This is a genomic window from Chryseobacterium sp. T16E-39, from assembly GCF_002216065.1.
GTDB lineage: Bacteria > Bacteroidota > Bacteroidia > Flavobacteriales > Weeksellaceae > Chryseobacterium.
This window is the reverse complement of the sequence record NZ_CP022282.1, coordinates 4405436-4423564: the sequence shown is the minus strand read 5'-3', so window position 1 is coordinate 4423564 and position 18129 is coordinate 4405436. Positions and strand designations below refer to the sequence as shown.

The 18129-nt window shown below is 36.0% G+C and carries 13 protein-coding genes; 5 read left to right on the top strand and 8 right to left on the bottom strand.

The window, feature by feature from the left end; translation table 11 throughout:
• Positions 1-13: 13 nt before the first annotated feature.
• From CEY12_RS20185 to CEY12_RS20160, 6 genes are all read right to left on the bottom strand, one after another.
• Complete coding sequence (locus CEY12_RS20185; protein WP_089029368.1) at positions 14-3412, bottom strand: polysaccharide deacetylase family protein; 3399 nt, start codon at positions 3410-3412, stop codon at positions 14-16.
• 88 nt (positions 3413-3500) lie between these two features.
• Entirely contained in the window at positions 3501-4751 is a 1251-nt protein-coding gene (locus tag CEY12_RS20180; protein WP_089029367.1) for a CinA family nicotinamide mononucleotide deamidase-related protein, read from the bottom strand.
• A gap of 461 nt (positions 4752-5212) precedes the next feature.
• Positions 5213-5752 (bottom strand): lipocalin family protein, encoded by a 540-nt coding sequence (locus CEY12_RS20175; protein WP_089029366.1) that lies wholly within the window; start codon positions 5750-5752, stop codon positions 5213-5215.
• Between the two features lie 72 nt (positions 5753-5824).
• Positions 5825-6559: a LytR/AlgR family response regulator transcription factor gene (locus tag CEY12_RS20170; RefSeq protein ID WP_089029365.1), complete on the bottom strand. Its 735-nt coding sequence runs from the start codon at positions 6557-6559 to the stop codon at positions 5825-5827.
• A gap of 65 nt (positions 6560-6624) precedes the next feature.
• A complete protein-coding gene (locus CEY12_RS20165) occupies positions 6625-7053 on the bottom strand; it encodes a DUF6326 family protein (protein ID WP_089029364.1) in 429 nt (142 codons plus the stop codon).
• Positions 7054-7150: 97 nt separating this feature from the next.
• A complete protein-coding gene (locus tag CEY12_RS20160; protein WP_228409738.1) occupies positions 7151-8920 on the bottom strand; it encodes a histidine kinase in 1770 nt (589 codons plus the stop codon).
• A gap of 168 nt (positions 8921-9088) precedes the next feature.
• Here CEY12_RS20160 and CEY12_RS20155 point away from each other — a divergent pair, with 168 nt between their 5' ends.
• The 4 genes from CEY12_RS20155 to CEY12_RS20140 all read left to right on the top strand — a co-directional run bounded on the left by CEY12_RS20155 (position 9089) and on the right by CEY12_RS20140 (position 14725).
• Positions 9089-10843 (top strand): amidohydrolase family protein, encoded by a 1755-nt coding sequence (locus tag CEY12_RS20155; RefSeq protein ID WP_089029363.1) that lies wholly within the window; start codon positions 9089-9091, stop codon positions 10841-10843.
• 245 nt (positions 10844-11088) lie between these two features.
• A complete protein-coding gene (locus tag CEY12_RS20150) occupies positions 11089-11763 on the top strand; it encodes an SIMPL domain-containing protein (protein ID WP_089029362.1) in 675 nt (224 codons plus the stop codon).
• 140 nt (positions 11764-11903) lie between these two features.
• Positions 11904-13502 (top strand): DUF4139 domain-containing protein, encoded by a 1599-nt coding sequence (locus CEY12_RS20145; RefSeq protein ID WP_089029361.1) that lies wholly within the window; start codon positions 11904-11906, stop codon positions 13500-13502.
• 20 nt (positions 13503-13522) lie between these two features.
• A complete protein-coding gene (locus CEY12_RS20140) occupies positions 13523-14725 on the top strand; it encodes a VWA domain-containing protein (RefSeq protein ID WP_089029360.1) in 1203 nt (400 codons plus the stop codon).
• A gap of 143 nt (positions 14726-14868) precedes the next feature.
• Here CEY12_RS20140 and CEY12_RS20135 read toward each other — a convergent pair whose 3' ends face one another.
• Entirely contained in the window at positions 14869-16074 is a 1206-nt protein-coding gene (locus CEY12_RS20135; protein WP_089029359.1) for an NAD(P)/FAD-dependent oxidoreductase, read from the bottom strand.
• 113 nt (positions 16075-16187) lie between these two features.
• Here CEY12_RS20135 and CEY12_RS20130 point away from each other — a divergent pair, with 113 nt between their 5' ends.
• Complete coding sequence (locus CEY12_RS20130) at positions 16188-16568, top strand: STAS/SEC14 domain-containing protein (protein WP_089029358.1); 381 nt, start codon at positions 16188-16190, stop codon at positions 16566-16568.
• Between the two features lie 178 nt (positions 16569-16746).
• On the opposite strand, the gene CEY12_RS20125 is transcribed toward CEY12_RS20130, so the two are convergent.
• Positions 16747-17949, bottom strand: a complete 1203-nt coding sequence (locus CEY12_RS20125) for an MFS transporter (RefSeq protein WP_172821076.1) — start codon at positions 17947-17949, stop codon at positions 16747-16749.
• Positions 17950-18129 lie beyond the last annotated feature (180 nt).

Genomic DNA, 18129 nt, shown 5'->3' with positions numbered 1-18129 from the left:
ATTTAAACAAATATTAAGAAGTTGTTATCTCTTTTACATTTCCTGTTCTTTTCAGGAATCCCCAGGCCTGCATTTCTCCCTTCAATGCCTTTCTTAAGCTTCTGAACAATACAATATACATTAACCATCTGTATCCGAATCTCTGCGGGATCACATACAATAAATTAATTAATTTCTCTCTCTGCATCAGAAAAGCAACAATGGCAAGTGAGGCATCTACTAAGAGGAACAGCAGATAATAAATAAATATCTTCTCTCCATTTCCAAATAAAATCCCAAAAAACATAATCACATCCGCAAAAGGTGAAAAGAACGGGATGATATACTGAAATAATAAAATATTCGGCATCGCCCAAAGACCCAGTCCTTTATATTTCGGGTTTAGAAATGTCTGTTTCTGTTTCCAAAACATCTGCATGATCCCATACGTCCACCGAAACCGTTGTTTTAAAAACTGCTTCACGGTCTCTGGAGCTTCTGTTACGGCAATAGCACTGTTTTCATTAGCTACCGTATAACCTTCTTTCAGTATTTTCACTGTAATATCACAATCTTCTGCCAGGGTATCTGAAGAATATCCGCCAACCTCATCAATTACTGATTTTTTAAATGCCCCAATTGCTCCTGGAATCACGGTAATAGCATTAATGTTAGCATACGCTAATCGATCAAAATTCTGACTTGTTGTATATTCTATAGACTGCCACTTGGTAAGCCAATTGACCTGATTACCCACTTTTACATTCCCTGCTACCGCTGCAATCTTTTCCTCAGCACCTGCATTTAAGAATCTGGCAATCAAATATTTTACAGCATCCTGCTGAAGTTTTGTATCCGCATCTATACACACCACATATTCTGCATCCGTCTGAGAGATTCCAAAATTCAAGGCGGTTGCTTTTCCTCCGTTAACCTTAGTGAATATCTTAAGTTTAGGATGATCCGAAAACTCTTCTTTGACTTTTGAAAAAGTATGATCCTTACTGCCATCATCAACAAAAATGACATCAAAATTAGGATAGGATTGTCTTAGTAAATTATGTAAAGAGGACACAATATTCACTTCTTCATTGTACGCAGGAACAATAATGGATACTTTGGGATAGTTTTCCAGTATAGGAAACAATGAAAGCTTTTTCTCTTTTTTTCTTTCTTTAAGCGCCCAGTAAACCATGAATAACAATCGAATAATCCCTAAAATAATAAAGATCGTGAACAGTGCTACCAGGAAATGACTTATCCCGTAGATCACAGTAGCCAGTACCAGATTCAACTGCATAATATAGTAAGACTTGGTCTTCGGAACTGCAGGCATCAGCTCATTTTTACTTTTATGTAAAATACTCGCCAGATTGGTAAAGTGATAACCTTGTTTTTGCAAAGTAGGAATCAGAACTTTTAAGGCTTTAATCGTTTCTTCTCTCGTGTCTCCTCCTGCATCATGAAGTAAAATAATATTTCCTCTCTCTTGCTTTATTCCCATCATTACTCTTCGTATAATTTCATCGGCTTTGATACCCGGCTGCCAATCTTCGGGGTCTATACTTTCACCGATATCGAGATAATTCTGCTGTCTGGCCAAAGCCACCGGAATGATCTCTTCAGAAGTAGTCGGTTCTGAATCCGCATTATATGGAGCTCTGAATAATATGGTACTGTGACCTGTTATACATTCAAACAGCAGTCTTGTCAGTTTGAGCTCAAGTAATGCTCTTTCAGGGCTTACTTTTGCTACATTTTCGTGCGTAAAGGTGTGATTCCCGATTTCATGTCCTTCTCTGTAAATACGTTTTACAAGGGGAAGGTTTTTTTCGGCATTTAAACCTATTAAAAAGAAAGCAGCCGGCACATGATATTTTGATAATATATCGAGAACCTGCGGCGTATAGGTTTCATCGGGACCGTCATCAAAAGTTAGTACCAATTCTTTTTGCGGTGCTGCCCCATATTTTTTTACTTCATAAGAACTTGGATAGGTTACATAATTCTCATCAGTAATAATTTTCTCTTTTGGATCAATTTCTAAAGATATTTTTCCATCATGGGGTGTATTCAAGACATCCAACACTTCACCATCCCCAATATAGTCAACCATAGTCTGCCCCTTAACGTTCTCAAGTTTTTTCAGGTCAAGCTTTGGTAAACCTGCAAACGTGAGATCTTTATCATAGAAATTCCAGATTCTGCTGTCTTCACTACCCAATCTCCAAAGCGCAGTTCCCGCTAAAGGATATTCTGAAGAAAAACGCATGGTATTAAAAATGGAAGCAGCATCATTGAAAAATACGGTATGTGTATTATTTTTAAAGTCTGTGTAGGAATAATTAAGATTAAAGGTATTGTCATCAAAATTCATAACCGACTTACTGGCACTCGCTTTCGTGATCGCCTGCATGTATGAAACCGAAATATTATCGTCAGGATTTGAACTCCAGTCATACCCATAAGCTCCAAGACCTAAAATAATTTTATTAGCCGTTGTTTTCTTTAAAATTTTTCCTGTCTGGGCTTCAATCCACTTTTGTGATGAAATAGGCCCTGCATCACCGGAAGCAGAATATTCATCATACGCCATCAAAACAAAATAATCCACGTATGGGTTTAGTCTTTGAATATTATAATCGTCATTATCCGTCATAATATCCATTGTCACCAATAGTTTATTTTGTTTAAAGGTATCTGAAAGCTCTTTCATGAAAGCAATAAGATTTTCATCAGAATCAAGATTCATGTCCTCAAAGTCAATATTAATCCCTTTGAAATGGAACTTTAGACATTCATCAGTCAGTTTTCGGATCAATCTGGTTCTTTTTGTGGGATCATTGAGGACTTTCGCTAAACCTTCTGCACGGAATTCCCTGTCTGAGTTATTACTTAAGATAGGCATTGCCGCCACCCCTGTTCTTTTGATGACTTTATATCCTTCGGGATCGATATTGGTTTTCAGGTCTCCAGTTTTTGGGTCAAGAAAAAACCATTCAGGGAAAACTAAATTGATGTGTTTAACATTTCTTTTAAGGGACATCAAAGATTGAGGATCCCATGCAACATAAAATGCAGAACGGATGCCCCCCGGAAACTGGGCCCAGTTTCTGTTTTGGTTTTTAAGTCGTTCTGCCCGTGCTTCTTCGATTTTAGAAAGACTGGTACGAATTGTTTTTTCTGAAATAAAGTTTCTGAATCCTTTATATTCTTTTGAAATTCTGTTCTCCTGAAGGTAGGGTTTTCCGGCAGTAATTATTGTTTTATAATCTTCATGAAAGGGTATTTTTGGACTTCTGTCCAATTTCATCATTAATGCCAACGCCAGGAAAAGAAGGATCCCAATGAAGATGAAGATACGGGATCCCCACTGTACATTTCTCCAGCGTTTTTTATTAGTAGTCTGAAAAACCTGTTTTGAATTTTCCACGTTTTAATATTTTTTCTGAAGGGTTTCAAAAAGTATGAAAAACTATGGAATTTAAAATTAAAAAAAAATTAAAAAATCAGTAATCTACTTAATCATTTATAAGTAAACCCACTAAATCCTGAATAATTTTCTGAGAAACAAAATTCATAAAGTCAAGTCTTTCCAAATGAGGCATGTATAATTTGAAACTCTCCTCTCTATTCTTAATCCTGATCGTATAAAAAACAGTACCCACTTCTTTCCCATCTTCACCCTTTCCAGGACCTGCTACTCCTGTTGTAGAAATCGCTATATCCGTACCAAATAAACGCTGACACCCTTTTGCCATTTCCCGGGATACCTGCTCACTTACCACCGTGAACTCATCAACAGTTTCTTGAGAAACTTTTAAAATTTCAACTTTCTTCTCGGTAGCATAAGGGACGATCCCACCAATAAAATATTTAGAACTTCCGGAATTTGAAGTAATCATCCTTGCCAACTCCCCTCCCGTACAACTTTCAGCTGTAGAGAGTGTGAGTCTTTTCTCATTTAAGAGCTCTCCTAATATTTTCTCAATCTTGTCCTCAGTAGTGGCAATAATTTTTTCGCCAATTATAGGAAGTAACTTCTGGATCTCTTCTTCCAGTTGTTGTTTTAAAATAACTTCATTATCTCCGGATGCAGTTAATCTCAACTTGACACGAGTTCCAACCGGCAGATATGATAATGCTAAATTTTCTGGTAGTGCAAGTTCCCAATCTTCAATTTTATCTGCAAGAATACTCTCAGGAATTTCAACTACAGAAACAATTCTTGTACTGATGTAATGCAGGCTGAAAGTATCTTTTAAATAAGGAACAATCTGATCTTTGATCAATGGTTTTACTTCGTAAGGAACTCCCGGCAGACTGAAGCTTAATTTATTATTATACTTCATCATCATACAGGGTGCGGTTCCATATTGATTCTGAAAAACGGTAGATTTTGTAGGTACAAAAGCCTGTTCTTTGTTCCTTTCCAATATATCAGCCCTTCCCCTCTTTTCCATATAATTTTTCAAATGCTCAAAAGTAACTTCGTCTAAAGCTATTTCATCATTAAAAAATTCAGCAAGGGCCTTTTTTGTTTTATCATCTCTTGTGGGACCTAATCCACCCGTTGTAATTACCAAATCCCCAATTTCAAAGGCGGCATGTAAAGTTTCTTTAATGGTTTCAATTTCATCAGATATTGTATAGATCTGTGAAACTTTTATTCCAATATTCTTAAGCTCGGTAGCAATAAAATTCGAATTGGTGTCTATCGTATTTCCTGAAAGGATCTCATCTCCTATAGTAATGAGAACAGCATTTTCCATATTGTCAATTTTTTGAAAAAATCTAATACAAATGACGGGAAAATCTCTGGTTAGAGCAAGCAAAATCGCGGAATCGTTAATTTGTAAAATGGCAGAATCAACGAATGGCAGATGGTGAAAAGATAAAAGGTTTAGATCTCAACACCATTTAAGTTATAAATCACAAAATTGCGAAACGATTTTACCCATCAACCATTTCGCAATTTTGCCTTTCCGCCCTTTTGCAATCAGCTTATCCTCGTTTTTATTCATTACTCTACCATTAATCCCTCAACCCATTTTACAATTTTACGAATCAACACTTTTACGATTTTGCCTTTCAGCCTTTCCGCTCTTTTTCAATCAGCTTTTCCACATTTTTATTCATTACTCTACCATTAATCCCTCAACCCATTTACGATTTTACGAATCAACAGTTTTACGATTTCGCAAACCAACAAATGAACACATCCGCCCTATCACTAATTATGTTTCACCCAGATCAATTCATCAATATTATACCCTATCTTCTTAGCTTTTTCTAAAAAACGCTGTTTTATACTTTCAGGAATTTCTGTGGTTCGGGATAATATCCAAAGGTATTTCAAACTATTTCCGGCAACTAAAGCATATTGATAATTTTCATCAATGTCGATAACATTATACCCTGACCAGATGGGTTTGAAAAAAGAAACTTTTAATCGGCCTTCAGTTGGAGCTTTTACAAATTTTGCTTCTCCTATAGACTCTTCCCAAGCTTTTTTTACATAATTATAGCCCTTATTATCCACTCTAATGCTCCCATCTGAATTTTGGGAATAGGTAGCGGTTACGTTATCCATATCTTTTTCAAACTTATAATCGAAGCGTGCAATTTCATACCATCTGCCCAAATACTTTTCAGCATCAAAATGAGTTACGGCAACAGCTCCTTTGGGGATCCTTACCGAATAGTAATTAAAAACTAATAATCCTAAAACTCCAACCGAGACAGGAATGGCTATTTTGTGAATATTTTTCATAACAATACGATTTTTGTGGTGCTATGAAAAAGTCCAAAAATAATGCCCTTGAGCCGTTAATAAGTAATAAATCTAAGAGAAAACTTTCAGGAAAGCATCTTTAAAAGTCCCGGAAACCTCAATTTCGGCTTCATCCAGGAGTGTTACCGTTCCACTTTTATGATAGGATTTCACAAAACCTGTATTGATAATATGTGAGCGGTGAACTCTTACAAATGGTGCTTCGAGGAGATCGTCAAAATGTTTTAAAAACCTGCACACCATCTTTTTAGATCCATCTGTGAGATAGACCTGGGTAAAATTACCATCTGCCTGCAACCTTACAATATCTTCTGTTTTTACAACATCAAATCCCTGCAGAGTTGGTAAAATGAGCTGTTGCTTTTCAGGCTTTAATTTTAAATTTTCAAGCAGAATTTTATTCCGGTTGAGTTCCTCCTTCTTCTCCAGACTTTCTACCACTTTATTAACTGCAAGGATGAGTTCCTGAATGTCTATCGGTTTTAAGATATAATAACTCGCTGATTTATTAAGCGCCTGTAAAGAATATTGAGAAAAAGCTGTAATGAAAATAGTTTCATAGTGGTAATCCTTAGTGGCCTCCAAAACATCGAAAGCATTTCCATAAGGCATTTCGACATCCAAAAAAACAAGTTCGGGCCGTTGTTCAGCAATAAGAGGGACAGCATCTTTTATGTTTTCAGCCTCACCCAGAATTTCAACCTGGGGACAGTACTTCGTGAGATAATTCCTCAGAACATCTCTTGCTATCGCTTCGTCATCTACAATTACCGCTTTTATTTTCATTGATACAGATCCGGCTAGTGTCCGGTTTCCCTGTAAAAATATAAATATTTAGCTTTAAAAACAACTTAAGAATGAATCCTCTTCCACTTCCAGGAATACCACACAATTAATAGGGTAATAATACTTTCAACAGCTGCTAAAAACACATAGAATCCATACCAACGGGACACTGAAGTCACTCCTATCAACACCATAATTGCTGTAAAAAATATTCCCACAGAAATATTAAGAATCCTGTTAATTCCAGGCTTTAATACAAGAGAAAGAAATACCATCACCGCAGGAATGGACAGGAGTAATGCTGCAAAAAAAAGTTTTAATGGAGTATCCAGTAGATTAGTCCCCTCTACCAGACCATGTACTTTTCCAGGGGTATACAGTTCAAAATAATCACCGTACAGATAACATAATGTTACAGAAGTCCAAAGCCCTGCAAGTTTGATCTTAATGTTTACAGGAGCATCTTCTAATTTTCCAGAGATATTAGTTTTCATTGTAAAAATAGTTTTTATGTTAAGAAGTCTATAGCTTATAGACAATACCATTTCCAATTAAGTTACAATGAGTCCTGAAAATATTTTCGAAAACTGCTTACAGTTTATACTGTATTTCTACGGTGACACCCTGTTCATTTTTTTTATCTGTCACTTTACATTGGATATCCCGTTTATACAAATCGTTTAGTAAAGCAATCCGCTCCATCGTATTTTTCATTCCGCGTCCTTCTCTTGTTTTCTGATGTTGTGTTTTCAGCTTTTTACTTTCATCAATTCCAATTCCGTCGTCATCAACACTTATTTTCAAATACTGATCATTTCTTGTAAAACTTAGCTTTAAAAATCCTTTTTCCTTTCGATATCTCAAACCATGCCAGATAGCATTTTCCAAAAATGGCTGAACCAGCATTCCGGGAACCAGTAGGCTTTGTAAATTAAGGTTTTCATCTACATTGATTTCGAAATCAAATTTATCCGCAAAACGTGTTTTTTCCAATGCCAAATAATTTTGCAACAGATCGAGTTCCTGCTGGAAAGGAATGAAATCCTCAGCCGAATTCTCCATAACGCCCCGCATAAGTTTTGAAAACTTGGTTAAATACTGATTGGCTTCCAATTCATTATTGGTAGCGATGAATTGATTAACACTGTTTAAGCTGTTAAAAATAAAATGAGGGTTCATCTCCCGACGGAGTGACTGCAAAGCGATCTTCTTATTCTTGATCTGAACTTTTTTTAATGTCCAGAAGATAAAACCTACTAATCCCAGTAATAAAATCAACGTTCCGATAAGACCATAATTAAAGATGTTTTTCTTCCTGATTAGTTCATCTTTTAGTTCTCTTTCCTTTTCTAACTGTGAGATTCTTTGTTCTGTATCTTCAAGGACTTTATTATCCACCAGACTTCTGTCTTTTGAAACGAGATCAGGAAGTTTTCCAAGGAAATCCCTATACAGCTCTACCGAAGCATCGGTGTTTTCGGAGACACTGTAAAGACTGTCCAATCTCTTAACGCTTTTTTGGGCTTCCAAGGTGTGTCCTTTTTCCAGAGCAATTCCATATGCACTTTTTAATGCTTCAATGGCATTTTTAGGATCATTCTTTTTAATATAGATATCTGCAAGCTCCTGGATCTGCTCCACTTTTTTCTGGGAGTCATCTTTTACAAAATCCTCTTTCAGAACTTTTTTCTTGGCTTCAATTGCTTTATCAAAATCTTTATTATCTACGTAAAAATTCGTTAGTTTCTGATTGATCTCTAAAGCTTGTTGCGGTTCCAACTGCTTTTTAGAAATGGTGTAGGCACTTTTCAGGTTCTCCTCAGCTTTAGGAATATTATTTTGTTGAATATTTACATCAGCTAACTGGCTGTAACTGGCCGCCAGATCAGCTTTTTCATTGTCCTTCCTACTAATATCAATATTACTTTGAATAGCCTCCGCTTTTGCTTCCTGAGAAGGTGATGAAAGCCTTGTAACATCATTTGAATTAACGCTTCTGCTTTCCTTTGAATAACCTATCTCTGCCGCTCTACTATAATTGATTATCGCAGGAGTTATCTTATTTTGCTTTTCCTGTGATTGTGCTAATCTTCGGGTGACAAGCTCAATATTTTTTTTATCATTCAGGTTCTCATACAGATTTTTGGCTTTGATCAGATATTCTTCACTTTTCGCATAATTTCCCTGGTTATAATAATCATTTGCCATTCCAACATAGGTATCTGCAACACTTTTATTATCGTTATTATCAACCGCTTTTTTAAGTTTAGATGCTGATTTTATAGCCTTTAAAACCCGCGTAGAATCCTGAGCAAAGGAAAAATGTCCCAATGCCAGTGTAATGATCAGTATTATTTTCAAAAATAGCTTCACTTACCTTTAATCTATAATGCAAAGTAAGTAAAACTTTATATATAGTCTCTTATCATTCACCAAGTCAAAACTGCATTTCACCAAGTTTTAAAGTGATTATAACCAATACATCCGTTTTCATATATTTGTGAATTAACAAATTTATAAACGAAACTCATGAAAACCTCCCTGAACTTATTATTCATCCTGTGTTTCCTGACCATTAAAGTCCATGCGCAAACCTATATCCAGAATGTAACCGTTGTGGACGTTATCAATAAAAAAATGATCCCCAACCAAACTGTAGTCATTAATAAAGACATTGTTACCGAGATCAAACCTGTCAACAAAATAAAAGTTCCTCAAAATGCAACGGTCATTGATGGAAAAGGTAAATTTCTGATGCCAGGAATGACTGATGCCCACGTTCATTTCTTTCAAAGTGGAGGTTTATATACAAGACCTGATGCATTTGATCTCAGAAAACAGGCTCCGTATGAAAAAGAGATCGATTGGGTGCATCAGAATATGGAAGATTTCCTACTGCGTTATCTGAAAAGCGGAATTACTTCTGTAATCGATGCTGGCGCAACCTATAATTTCCTTAAGCTTAGGGATTCATACTCAAAAAATACGACTTTACCATCTGTATATATGACGGGTCCTCTTATCACAACATACGAACCCGATGCTTTCAAAAATCTTGAAAAAAATGAACCTTTTAAGTTGGTGAAATCCATTGAAGAAGCAAAAAAAATGGTTCAGGAGCAGCTTCCTTATAAACCTGATTTTATTAAGATATGGTATATTGTAATAGCAGATCCTAAAGATATGGAAGCCACTGCAAAAAAATATGAGCCTATTATAAAAGCAACCATCGATGAAGCTCACAAAAACAATTTAAAAGTTGCAGTACATGCTACAGAGAGACTAACGGCACAAATTGCTGTGCAAAATGGTGCTGACTTTTTAGTCCACGATGTAGAAGATGAAGTTGTACCGGATGATTTTATTAAACTCCTGAAATCAAAAAAAGTTGTTTTGAGCCCTACCCTTACGGTAATGGATAACTATTATAAAACCTATGCACAGAAAAAACAGTACAACACTTATGAACTGGAGAATGCAAACCCAACAACGGTTGGCTCCATCTATGACCTGAAACATTTGTCTGATTCTTCGGATTCAACGACAGTCAATAAGTTGAAAAAGCGCTTTAATCAGCCTCAAATAGATGCTTATGCCCGAAAAAAAGATTCTATAAGAGTCATCAATTTAAAAAAGCTTTCAGATGGAGGAGTCACTATTGCTGCTGGTACCGATGCCGGAAATATAGCAACTCAGCACGCCACCTCTTTTATTGCAGAATTAAAAGCAATGAAAGAAAGCGGAATGACCAACTGGCAGGTTCTTCAGTCAGCCACGATCAATCCTGCAAAAATATTTAATAAAGAAAATAGTTCGGGAAGTATTACACCAGGAAAAATTGCAGATATGGTACTTCTGAGTTCAGATCCAAGCGAAAACTTAGATCATCTTACTCATATCGAAATGGTTTTTAAAAACGGACAGCCATTAGAGGCAAATAAAATTCTGAAGGTAACACCTGAGATTCTTGCTCAACAACAGTTGAACGCTTATAATGCAAGGAATATTGATGCTTTTCTGGAACCTTATTCTGAAGATGTGGAGTTATATACTTTCCCTGATAAATTAATCAGCAAAGGGAAAGAAGCAATGAGAAAAAGTTACAGTGCCATGTTTGACAGAGTACCGGAACTGCATTGTGAAATCAAAAACAGAATCATCCATGGTAATTTCGTTATAGATAAGGAAAGTGTTTCAGGGTTTCGAAAAAACGTAAAAGTGGAAGGAACCGCTATTTATGAGATAAAGGATAATAAGATTTCGAAGGTTTACTTTTTACCGTAATCATCTGGGAAATTGAAAGTTGAAAGTTGAAAGTGTAAAATTAGTGTTTAGAAAGCTCTTTTAATCTTTTAATCTTTTAATCTTTTAATCTTTTAATCTTTTAATCTTTTAATAAAAAAAGCGACAGTTCTCACCAGCTGTCGTTTTTTTTGTCTTTCACCAAGTGAAAACTTCATTTCACCAAGTCTCTTCATTTCCGGTTTTCAATCACGCTAATTTTACTTCAGAATTTAAAACAAAAAATTATGAAATTGAGACATTTTTTATTAATCGGATTCCTTACAGCAGGAAGTTTAATAAGCGCACAGGAAATGAAGAAAAATGCAATTGAAGTAACAGGAGTTGCTGAAATGGAAGTTGAACCGGATGAAATCATCTTCAATATCGGAATAAAAGCTGATAACAAAAATGAGCTGGCAGAGAATGAAAAGAAACTGTTTGAAACTCTAAAAAGCAATGGTGTAAAAAATGAAGATATTACCTTCAAATCGATGTACCAGAATCTTTATTCAAAAACAAACAAATTTACCAAGAGCTTTCAGTTTAAAGTGAATGCAAAAACTAATCTAAGTAAGGTATTCGAAGGACTAAACCAAAAATGGGTAACCAACCTGAATATTTCGGAAGTAAAAAACACCAAAATTGCCGATTTCAGAAAAACCGTAAAGATCAATGCTTTGAAAGCAGCTAAAGAAAAGGCTGATTATTTACTGGAAAGTATGGGTAAAAAGGTAGGTGCTCCTCTGGAAATTGTAGAAATAGAAGACTATACCAGCGATACTGTTGTACCTATGGCAGCCTACATGAGAAAATCAGGTAATGCACAAATGGAAGCCGATGCAGGAGTTGACTACTCGTTCGACAATATTGAAAATATTAAATTAAAGTATAGCATTAAAACAAGATACGAGATACTTTAAAACAAGTAAAAAGGCAGTTCAAAAGAGCTGTCTTTTTCTCTCTCTGTTCATTCACCAAGTCAAAGCGAACACTCACCAAGTCTTCTGATTTTAAGCCTGAAATTCGGATAATTTTACTTTAGAATTTTAAATAATACGCTATGAAATACTTCTTATTACTCCTCAGCCTTTCTGTTTCTCTTTTTAAATCGCAGGAGATAAAAAAAGAAATTGAGGTCAAGCAAGCCACCCTATTCTTACAAGGCGCCAAAGTTTTTGGCAGCACTCCTATTTCCTTACAAAAAGGAAAGAATACGGTAAGGATCATCAGCCTTCCTAATGATATTGATGAAAATACATACAAAATTAATCTTGAAAAAAATACAACCCTCTTATCCATCACTCCACAGAGTAATTATCTGAAAGATGATGAAATGTCGGAGGGTGAAAAAAAGCTGGAAGATGAAAAGAAAAAACTCCAGAGACAGATCAGCTTGCTCAATATTCAAATTAAGAACCTTACCGGCGAGCAAAATATTATTAATGACAACCTGAAGGTTTCTACTAATGATAAGTCGACTCCACAGGATCAGCTGATCAAACTGACTGAATTTTACAGAAAAAGGATGCTTGAAATTGATAACCAACTATTCTTACTTAATGAACAGAAAATGGGATTCGACGAAAGTATCGCAAAGATCAATAAACAATTCAATGAAGAACAGACTCATAAAAATCAAAATAAAAAAGAACTTCTTCTTGAGATCCTTGCTGATCGTGAAATGAGCATCAGCCTGGGCGTAAGTTATATTGTTTCTAATGCCGGCTGGGTCCCATCTTACGATCTGCGTGCAGAATCTACAAAGAAACCTCTTGAGATTGCATACAAAGGAAAAATATATCAGAAAACAGGTCAGGACTGGAACAATGTAAAACTTTTTGTTTCGACCTACAAACCTTCATATAATCAGAACCGGCCTATTTTGTCTCCACTGTATGTCGCGGAATATACTGCATACGACTCGAAAAAAGAACTGGCAGGATATTCTATGAAAGCAAAAGCAGATATGACCAATGCATACCAGATGCGGGCTGAGGAAGTTGCTTCAGTAAGCCAGGTTCCTGTAGCAACAGTATCTGACAATCAAATGAACGTGATGTATGAACTGAAGTTTAATCAGACGATTGTAAGTCAGGAAAAGGAGCAATATGTGATATTAGACAAAAAAGAAGTAAATGCCACTTACAAATACCACACAGTACCGAAACTCAATAACCAGGTATTCCTGATGGCTTTTGTGAAAAACTGGCAAAACCTCAACCTGATCTCTGGTGAAGCCAATATCTATTTTGAAGATAATTATATCGGGAAAACAAATATTACAAGCAATTATATTAAAGACGAATTCCCAATTTCCCTTGGTGTTGATGAAAGAATTACAGTAAAAAGAATAAAACAGGAAGATAAAACTTCACAGAAAACACTGAGTTCAAATAAATGGGAAACGGAATCTTACCAGATACATATCAGAAACAACACGAAAGAAAGTATTGATCTCGAAATCCTCGATCAGCTTCCAATCAGTGAAAATTCTAAAATCTCCGTAAAGTCTCTGGAAATAGGTAATGGAAATTTAGATGAGAAAACAGGAAGCATCCTTTGGAACAGAAAAATCAACAGTGGAAGTTCGGATACCATTAGCTTTTCTTTTGAAGTAAAATATCCGAAAGACATGCAAATTCAATATTACAGTAGATAACCAAATTAAAAATGTAAATAATGACAACTTTTAAAATTTTAACATTGACAATAGGCACCGCTTTTTTAAGCTCGAATAGCCTTGCAGAGATTCGTTGTACCGGAAAAAGTAACAATCCGGCAACCGAACCCATAACGATACAAAGTACGGCTTTGACTCCAGTAGAACCTGCCATATCAAAGGATAATAAAATCCAGGTTGCGCTTTTATTAGATACCTCAAACAGTATGGATGGGCTGATCGACCAGGCAAAATCAAGATTATGGAATATCGTCAATACACTGACAACCTTAAAATATGATGGAAAAGCCCCACAGATAGAAATTGCTCTTTATGAATACGGGAACGACGGGATTCGGGATGAAAATTTCATCCGGCAGGTTACTCCCCTGACACAGGATTTAGATCTGGTTTCCGAAAAGCTATTTGCCTTAAGAACCAATGGGGGAAGTGAATACTGTGGTGCCGTAATCCGGGACGCAACCATGAACCTGAACTGGGATAAAAATGAAAAGAGTATGAAGCTGATCTATATTGCAGGAAATGAGCCCTTCGATCAGGGAAAAATTAAATACAAGGAAGTGATTTCATCTGCCAAAGCAAAAAAGATCTATACCAATACTATTTTTTGTGGTGACAGAAATGAAGGAATAGAATCTTTTTGGCAAAACGGAGCGATCGCTGGTGACGGTAAGTACTTTAATATTGATAGCGACAGAAAAGTAATATACATTGAAACACCGTATGATATCCGAATCTCAGAATGCAACACAAAGCTCAATGACACTTATATCTATTATGGAAGCAGGGGCTCGGAATACAAAAGCAAACAGGCAATGCAGGATAAAAATGCAGAAATCCAATCGGCTTCCAACGCTGTAGAAAGAACTGTGGCCAAGAGTAAAAAGAATGCCTATAAGAACGATCACTGGGATCTTGTAGACAAGGCAGAAAAGGATGTCAATTTCATTACAACCGTTAAAGAAAGTGAACTTCCTGCTGAGCTAAAAGGTAAAAGTAAAGAAGAAGTAAAGAAACTGGTAATTAAAAAATCCGCTGATAGAGACAAAATACAGAAAGAGATCGAAGAACTTTCCAAAAAGAGACAGAATTATATTGATGCCGAAATGAAGAAAAGAGGGAATTCCGATTCTGACGATCTTGGAAAAGCAATTGAGAAATCTATTTTGGAATTGGCAAAGAAAAACGGATATGATTCGTAATGGTGGCTTCGAGAGCCTCAGTCACCACTATATTCTAGAGCTTCAATCACAATCAGATTTTATGCATACTAATTTGCTGCATTAATCGATCTTCTAATTTTAGTTTTAAACAGGTGGCTGAGATTCTCACAGCCACCTCTTTTTTATCTTCCAAATTTAAAATATCTTGATAAAGGATGTTTTTTATTTTTCATAAACAGCGAAGCCATTTCCATGCCGGTGACTGAAAAAGTAATCCCATTTCCGCCAAATCCCAGGACAAAGTAAGAATTTTTAAATTTCTCATGCGTCCCAATATAAGGCAAACCATCTTTTGTTTCTCCAAAGGTTCCGGCCCAGACAAAATCAGGATAGAAATGATAATCAGGTTTTATTTTTTTTAAGGTCTTTAAAATCTCCTTTTCCTTTTTATTCAGTAGTGCATCACGCTTTTCAGCATCATAAAAATCTTCATCGCCTCCCCCGATCAATAATCTTCCGTCATCCGTCGTTCTCATATACATATAGGGATCATCGGTATTCCATACAAGAGTGCTGGAAATATTTTTAAATTTCTCATGATCGATTTCAGACACTACCGCAAAAGTACTTTTTAAACTGACAAAATTCTCTTTAATTAAGTTTTTGCTTTCATAGCCTATACAGTAGATTATCTTTTTAGCTTTGATCTGAGGACCATTAGTGGTGCTGACCAAATTATATCCTTTCTCATATTTTACAGACTTCAATTCCGTTTTATCAAATATGGCAAGCCCTTTTTTAGCATTGAATTCCAATAATTCATGAGCAAATTTAAAAGCATCAATACTGGCTCCCTGTTTTGAAACAATGCCTCCAAATGTATTACGGAAACCAAACGCTCTTTGAATTTCTTCAGCTTCCAGCCACTCCACCTCAAATCCATATGTTCTCCTGGCCTCAAATTCCTGTTGCAGCCATGAGACATCCTTCTTTTTCGACGCAAAATACAGGGATCTTTTTCTTTTAAAACCTGCTTTTGTCTTTAACTCTTTAGCAAGCTTTTCTATCATATCTATTGAATCCGAGCATGCCTTATAGCTTTCAACAGCTCCTTTCTCTCCTATCTCAGCAATAAGTTCGAAAAGAGGAAGGTCTATTTCATATTGTAGCATAGATGTGGTTGCTGAGGTACTTCCATTACAGATCTCACGTTTATCAATAAGGATCGTCTGATATCCATCCTCAATCATTTGGTGCGCAATAAGGCTACCGGTTATCCCTCCTCCAACAATCAATACATCACACTCCTGATCAGACTTTAATGAGGGATAAGAAGCTACAAGTCCGTTCTTTAATAACCAAAACGGTTCATTAGATTTTAAATCCATATTGATATTTTAAACTAAAATACTAATATTTATGAGTATTTTAACGAATTAAAGCCGATTAATGGTGTAATTATTGTTGGTGAAATAAAACCAAACCATAAAAAAAATATACTATGATCACGATTATTCCAGATGCCCCGGAAAATGTTGCAGCATTCAATGCAACGGGAGAAGTAACCCGAGAAGATTTTGAAAAACTGGTTATTCCTCATGTAAAACAAAAAGTAGATCAGTTTGATGAGCTTAATTATTTATTGTATTTAGACACCGATCTGGATAATTTTACCATGGGAGCATGGCTACAGGATGCATTTTTAGGTTTAAAGAATCTTACCAAATGGAACCGTACTGCCATTGTAACCAATAACACAGGAGTTCAGAACTTCACGGATATATTTAGTGTTTTAATGCCTGGTGAATTTAAATCCTTTCCCAAGGAAAATGTATATAACGCCCTTTATTGGTGTAAAAATGGTAATGAAGTAGAAGCATAAAGGGAGTAAAAGAGAGGCTAATACCTCTCTTTTTTATTATATAACCCTAAAGCTGTTTAGATTTTTAATCAGTTATTCCTGCTGATTCTAAACGTGCATCCCTAAGCTACTATAAACATTAGGATAACCGTTATCATTGGGTTTGTATCATGACAATCAATAATACTGTATACCGTTATTATTGATCACCTGAAAGACATTCTATTGCGATCTCTTCTTTTTCAACTTTTGAAGATCTGTATAAATACATATACCGGACGCTGATCATTAATCCTATAAACGTCATTCCCACCCCCACAAGAGATGGATACTTAAATGAAAATCCATGCTCCAAAGGGATTCCTCCCAAAAAGGCTCCCATTGCGTTAGCAATATTAAAGGCTGCCTGCATAAAAGCAGCGGCCATCATCTCACTTCTTGGTGCAGCTTTCATCATCATGATATTGATCGGAGCTGCAACAGACATAGATAATGCACCACAGATAAAGGTGAGCACCAATGCTATTGACCTGTTTTCTGAAAAGAAAAATACTCCTGCCAGAGAGGTCATCATTAAAAGAAGTAGTAGAGAACATGTTTTCTCAGGACCTAGCTTATCTGATAAAAATCCTCCCGCCAGATTCCCAACAACCATTCCCGCACCTGCCAAAATCATCACGTATGCCATCTGGCTGGCTTTAATTCCTGCAATAATTGTCATCAACGGTGTAATATAACTAAACCATGTAAAAAGTCCTCCAAATCCGATTGCCGTAATCAATAATACCAACCACGATTGCTTATGTTTAAGAAATTTCAGCTCTTCTAAAAAGTGGGTATCCTGCTTGGTTTCCATTGAAGGAAGCCAGAATTTTAAAAATAATAAGGCGAATAATCCAATGACGGCAACGATCACAAAATACCATCTCCAGTGGAACGTATGTCCAATATAAGTGACGAGGGGAACCATCGCAAGATTAGCCACAGTAAGCCCTGTAAACATTAAGGAAATATAAAATGCTTCCTTCCCTTTTCCGGCAAGCCTTGAGGCTACAACTGTTCCAACTCCGAAAAATGCGCCATGGGGTAAACCGGATAGAAACCTGATGATCAACATCGATGTATAATCCGGTGCAATTGCTGATAATCCATTAAATAGAGTAAAAATCATCATAAGAACAATTAACACCTTCTTAGGTGGAAACTTCACAGAATAGCCAATCAGAATTGGTGCTCCAATAACCACTCCCAAAGCATATGCTGAAATTAAGTGTCCGGCTTCAGGAATACTGACCTGTAATGTCTTTGCAATATCGGGGAGTAACCCCATAATAGTAAATTCTGTCGTTCCAATCCCCAAACCACCAATTGCCAGTGGTATTATCCGCTTATCTATTCCCATATCATTAAAGTTTCTTGGAGTTGCTGTTTTCATTGTATTCAGGATACCAAAAGCAATCTCTATTTTGAAAGTGCAAAAATCGGCAGAAATATTTATTTTCACTTCTACTCAAATGATAAAAATTTGCTCCATATTGACCTTTTTACTTAATTTTAATTCTTAAAGTAATCAAGATAGAAC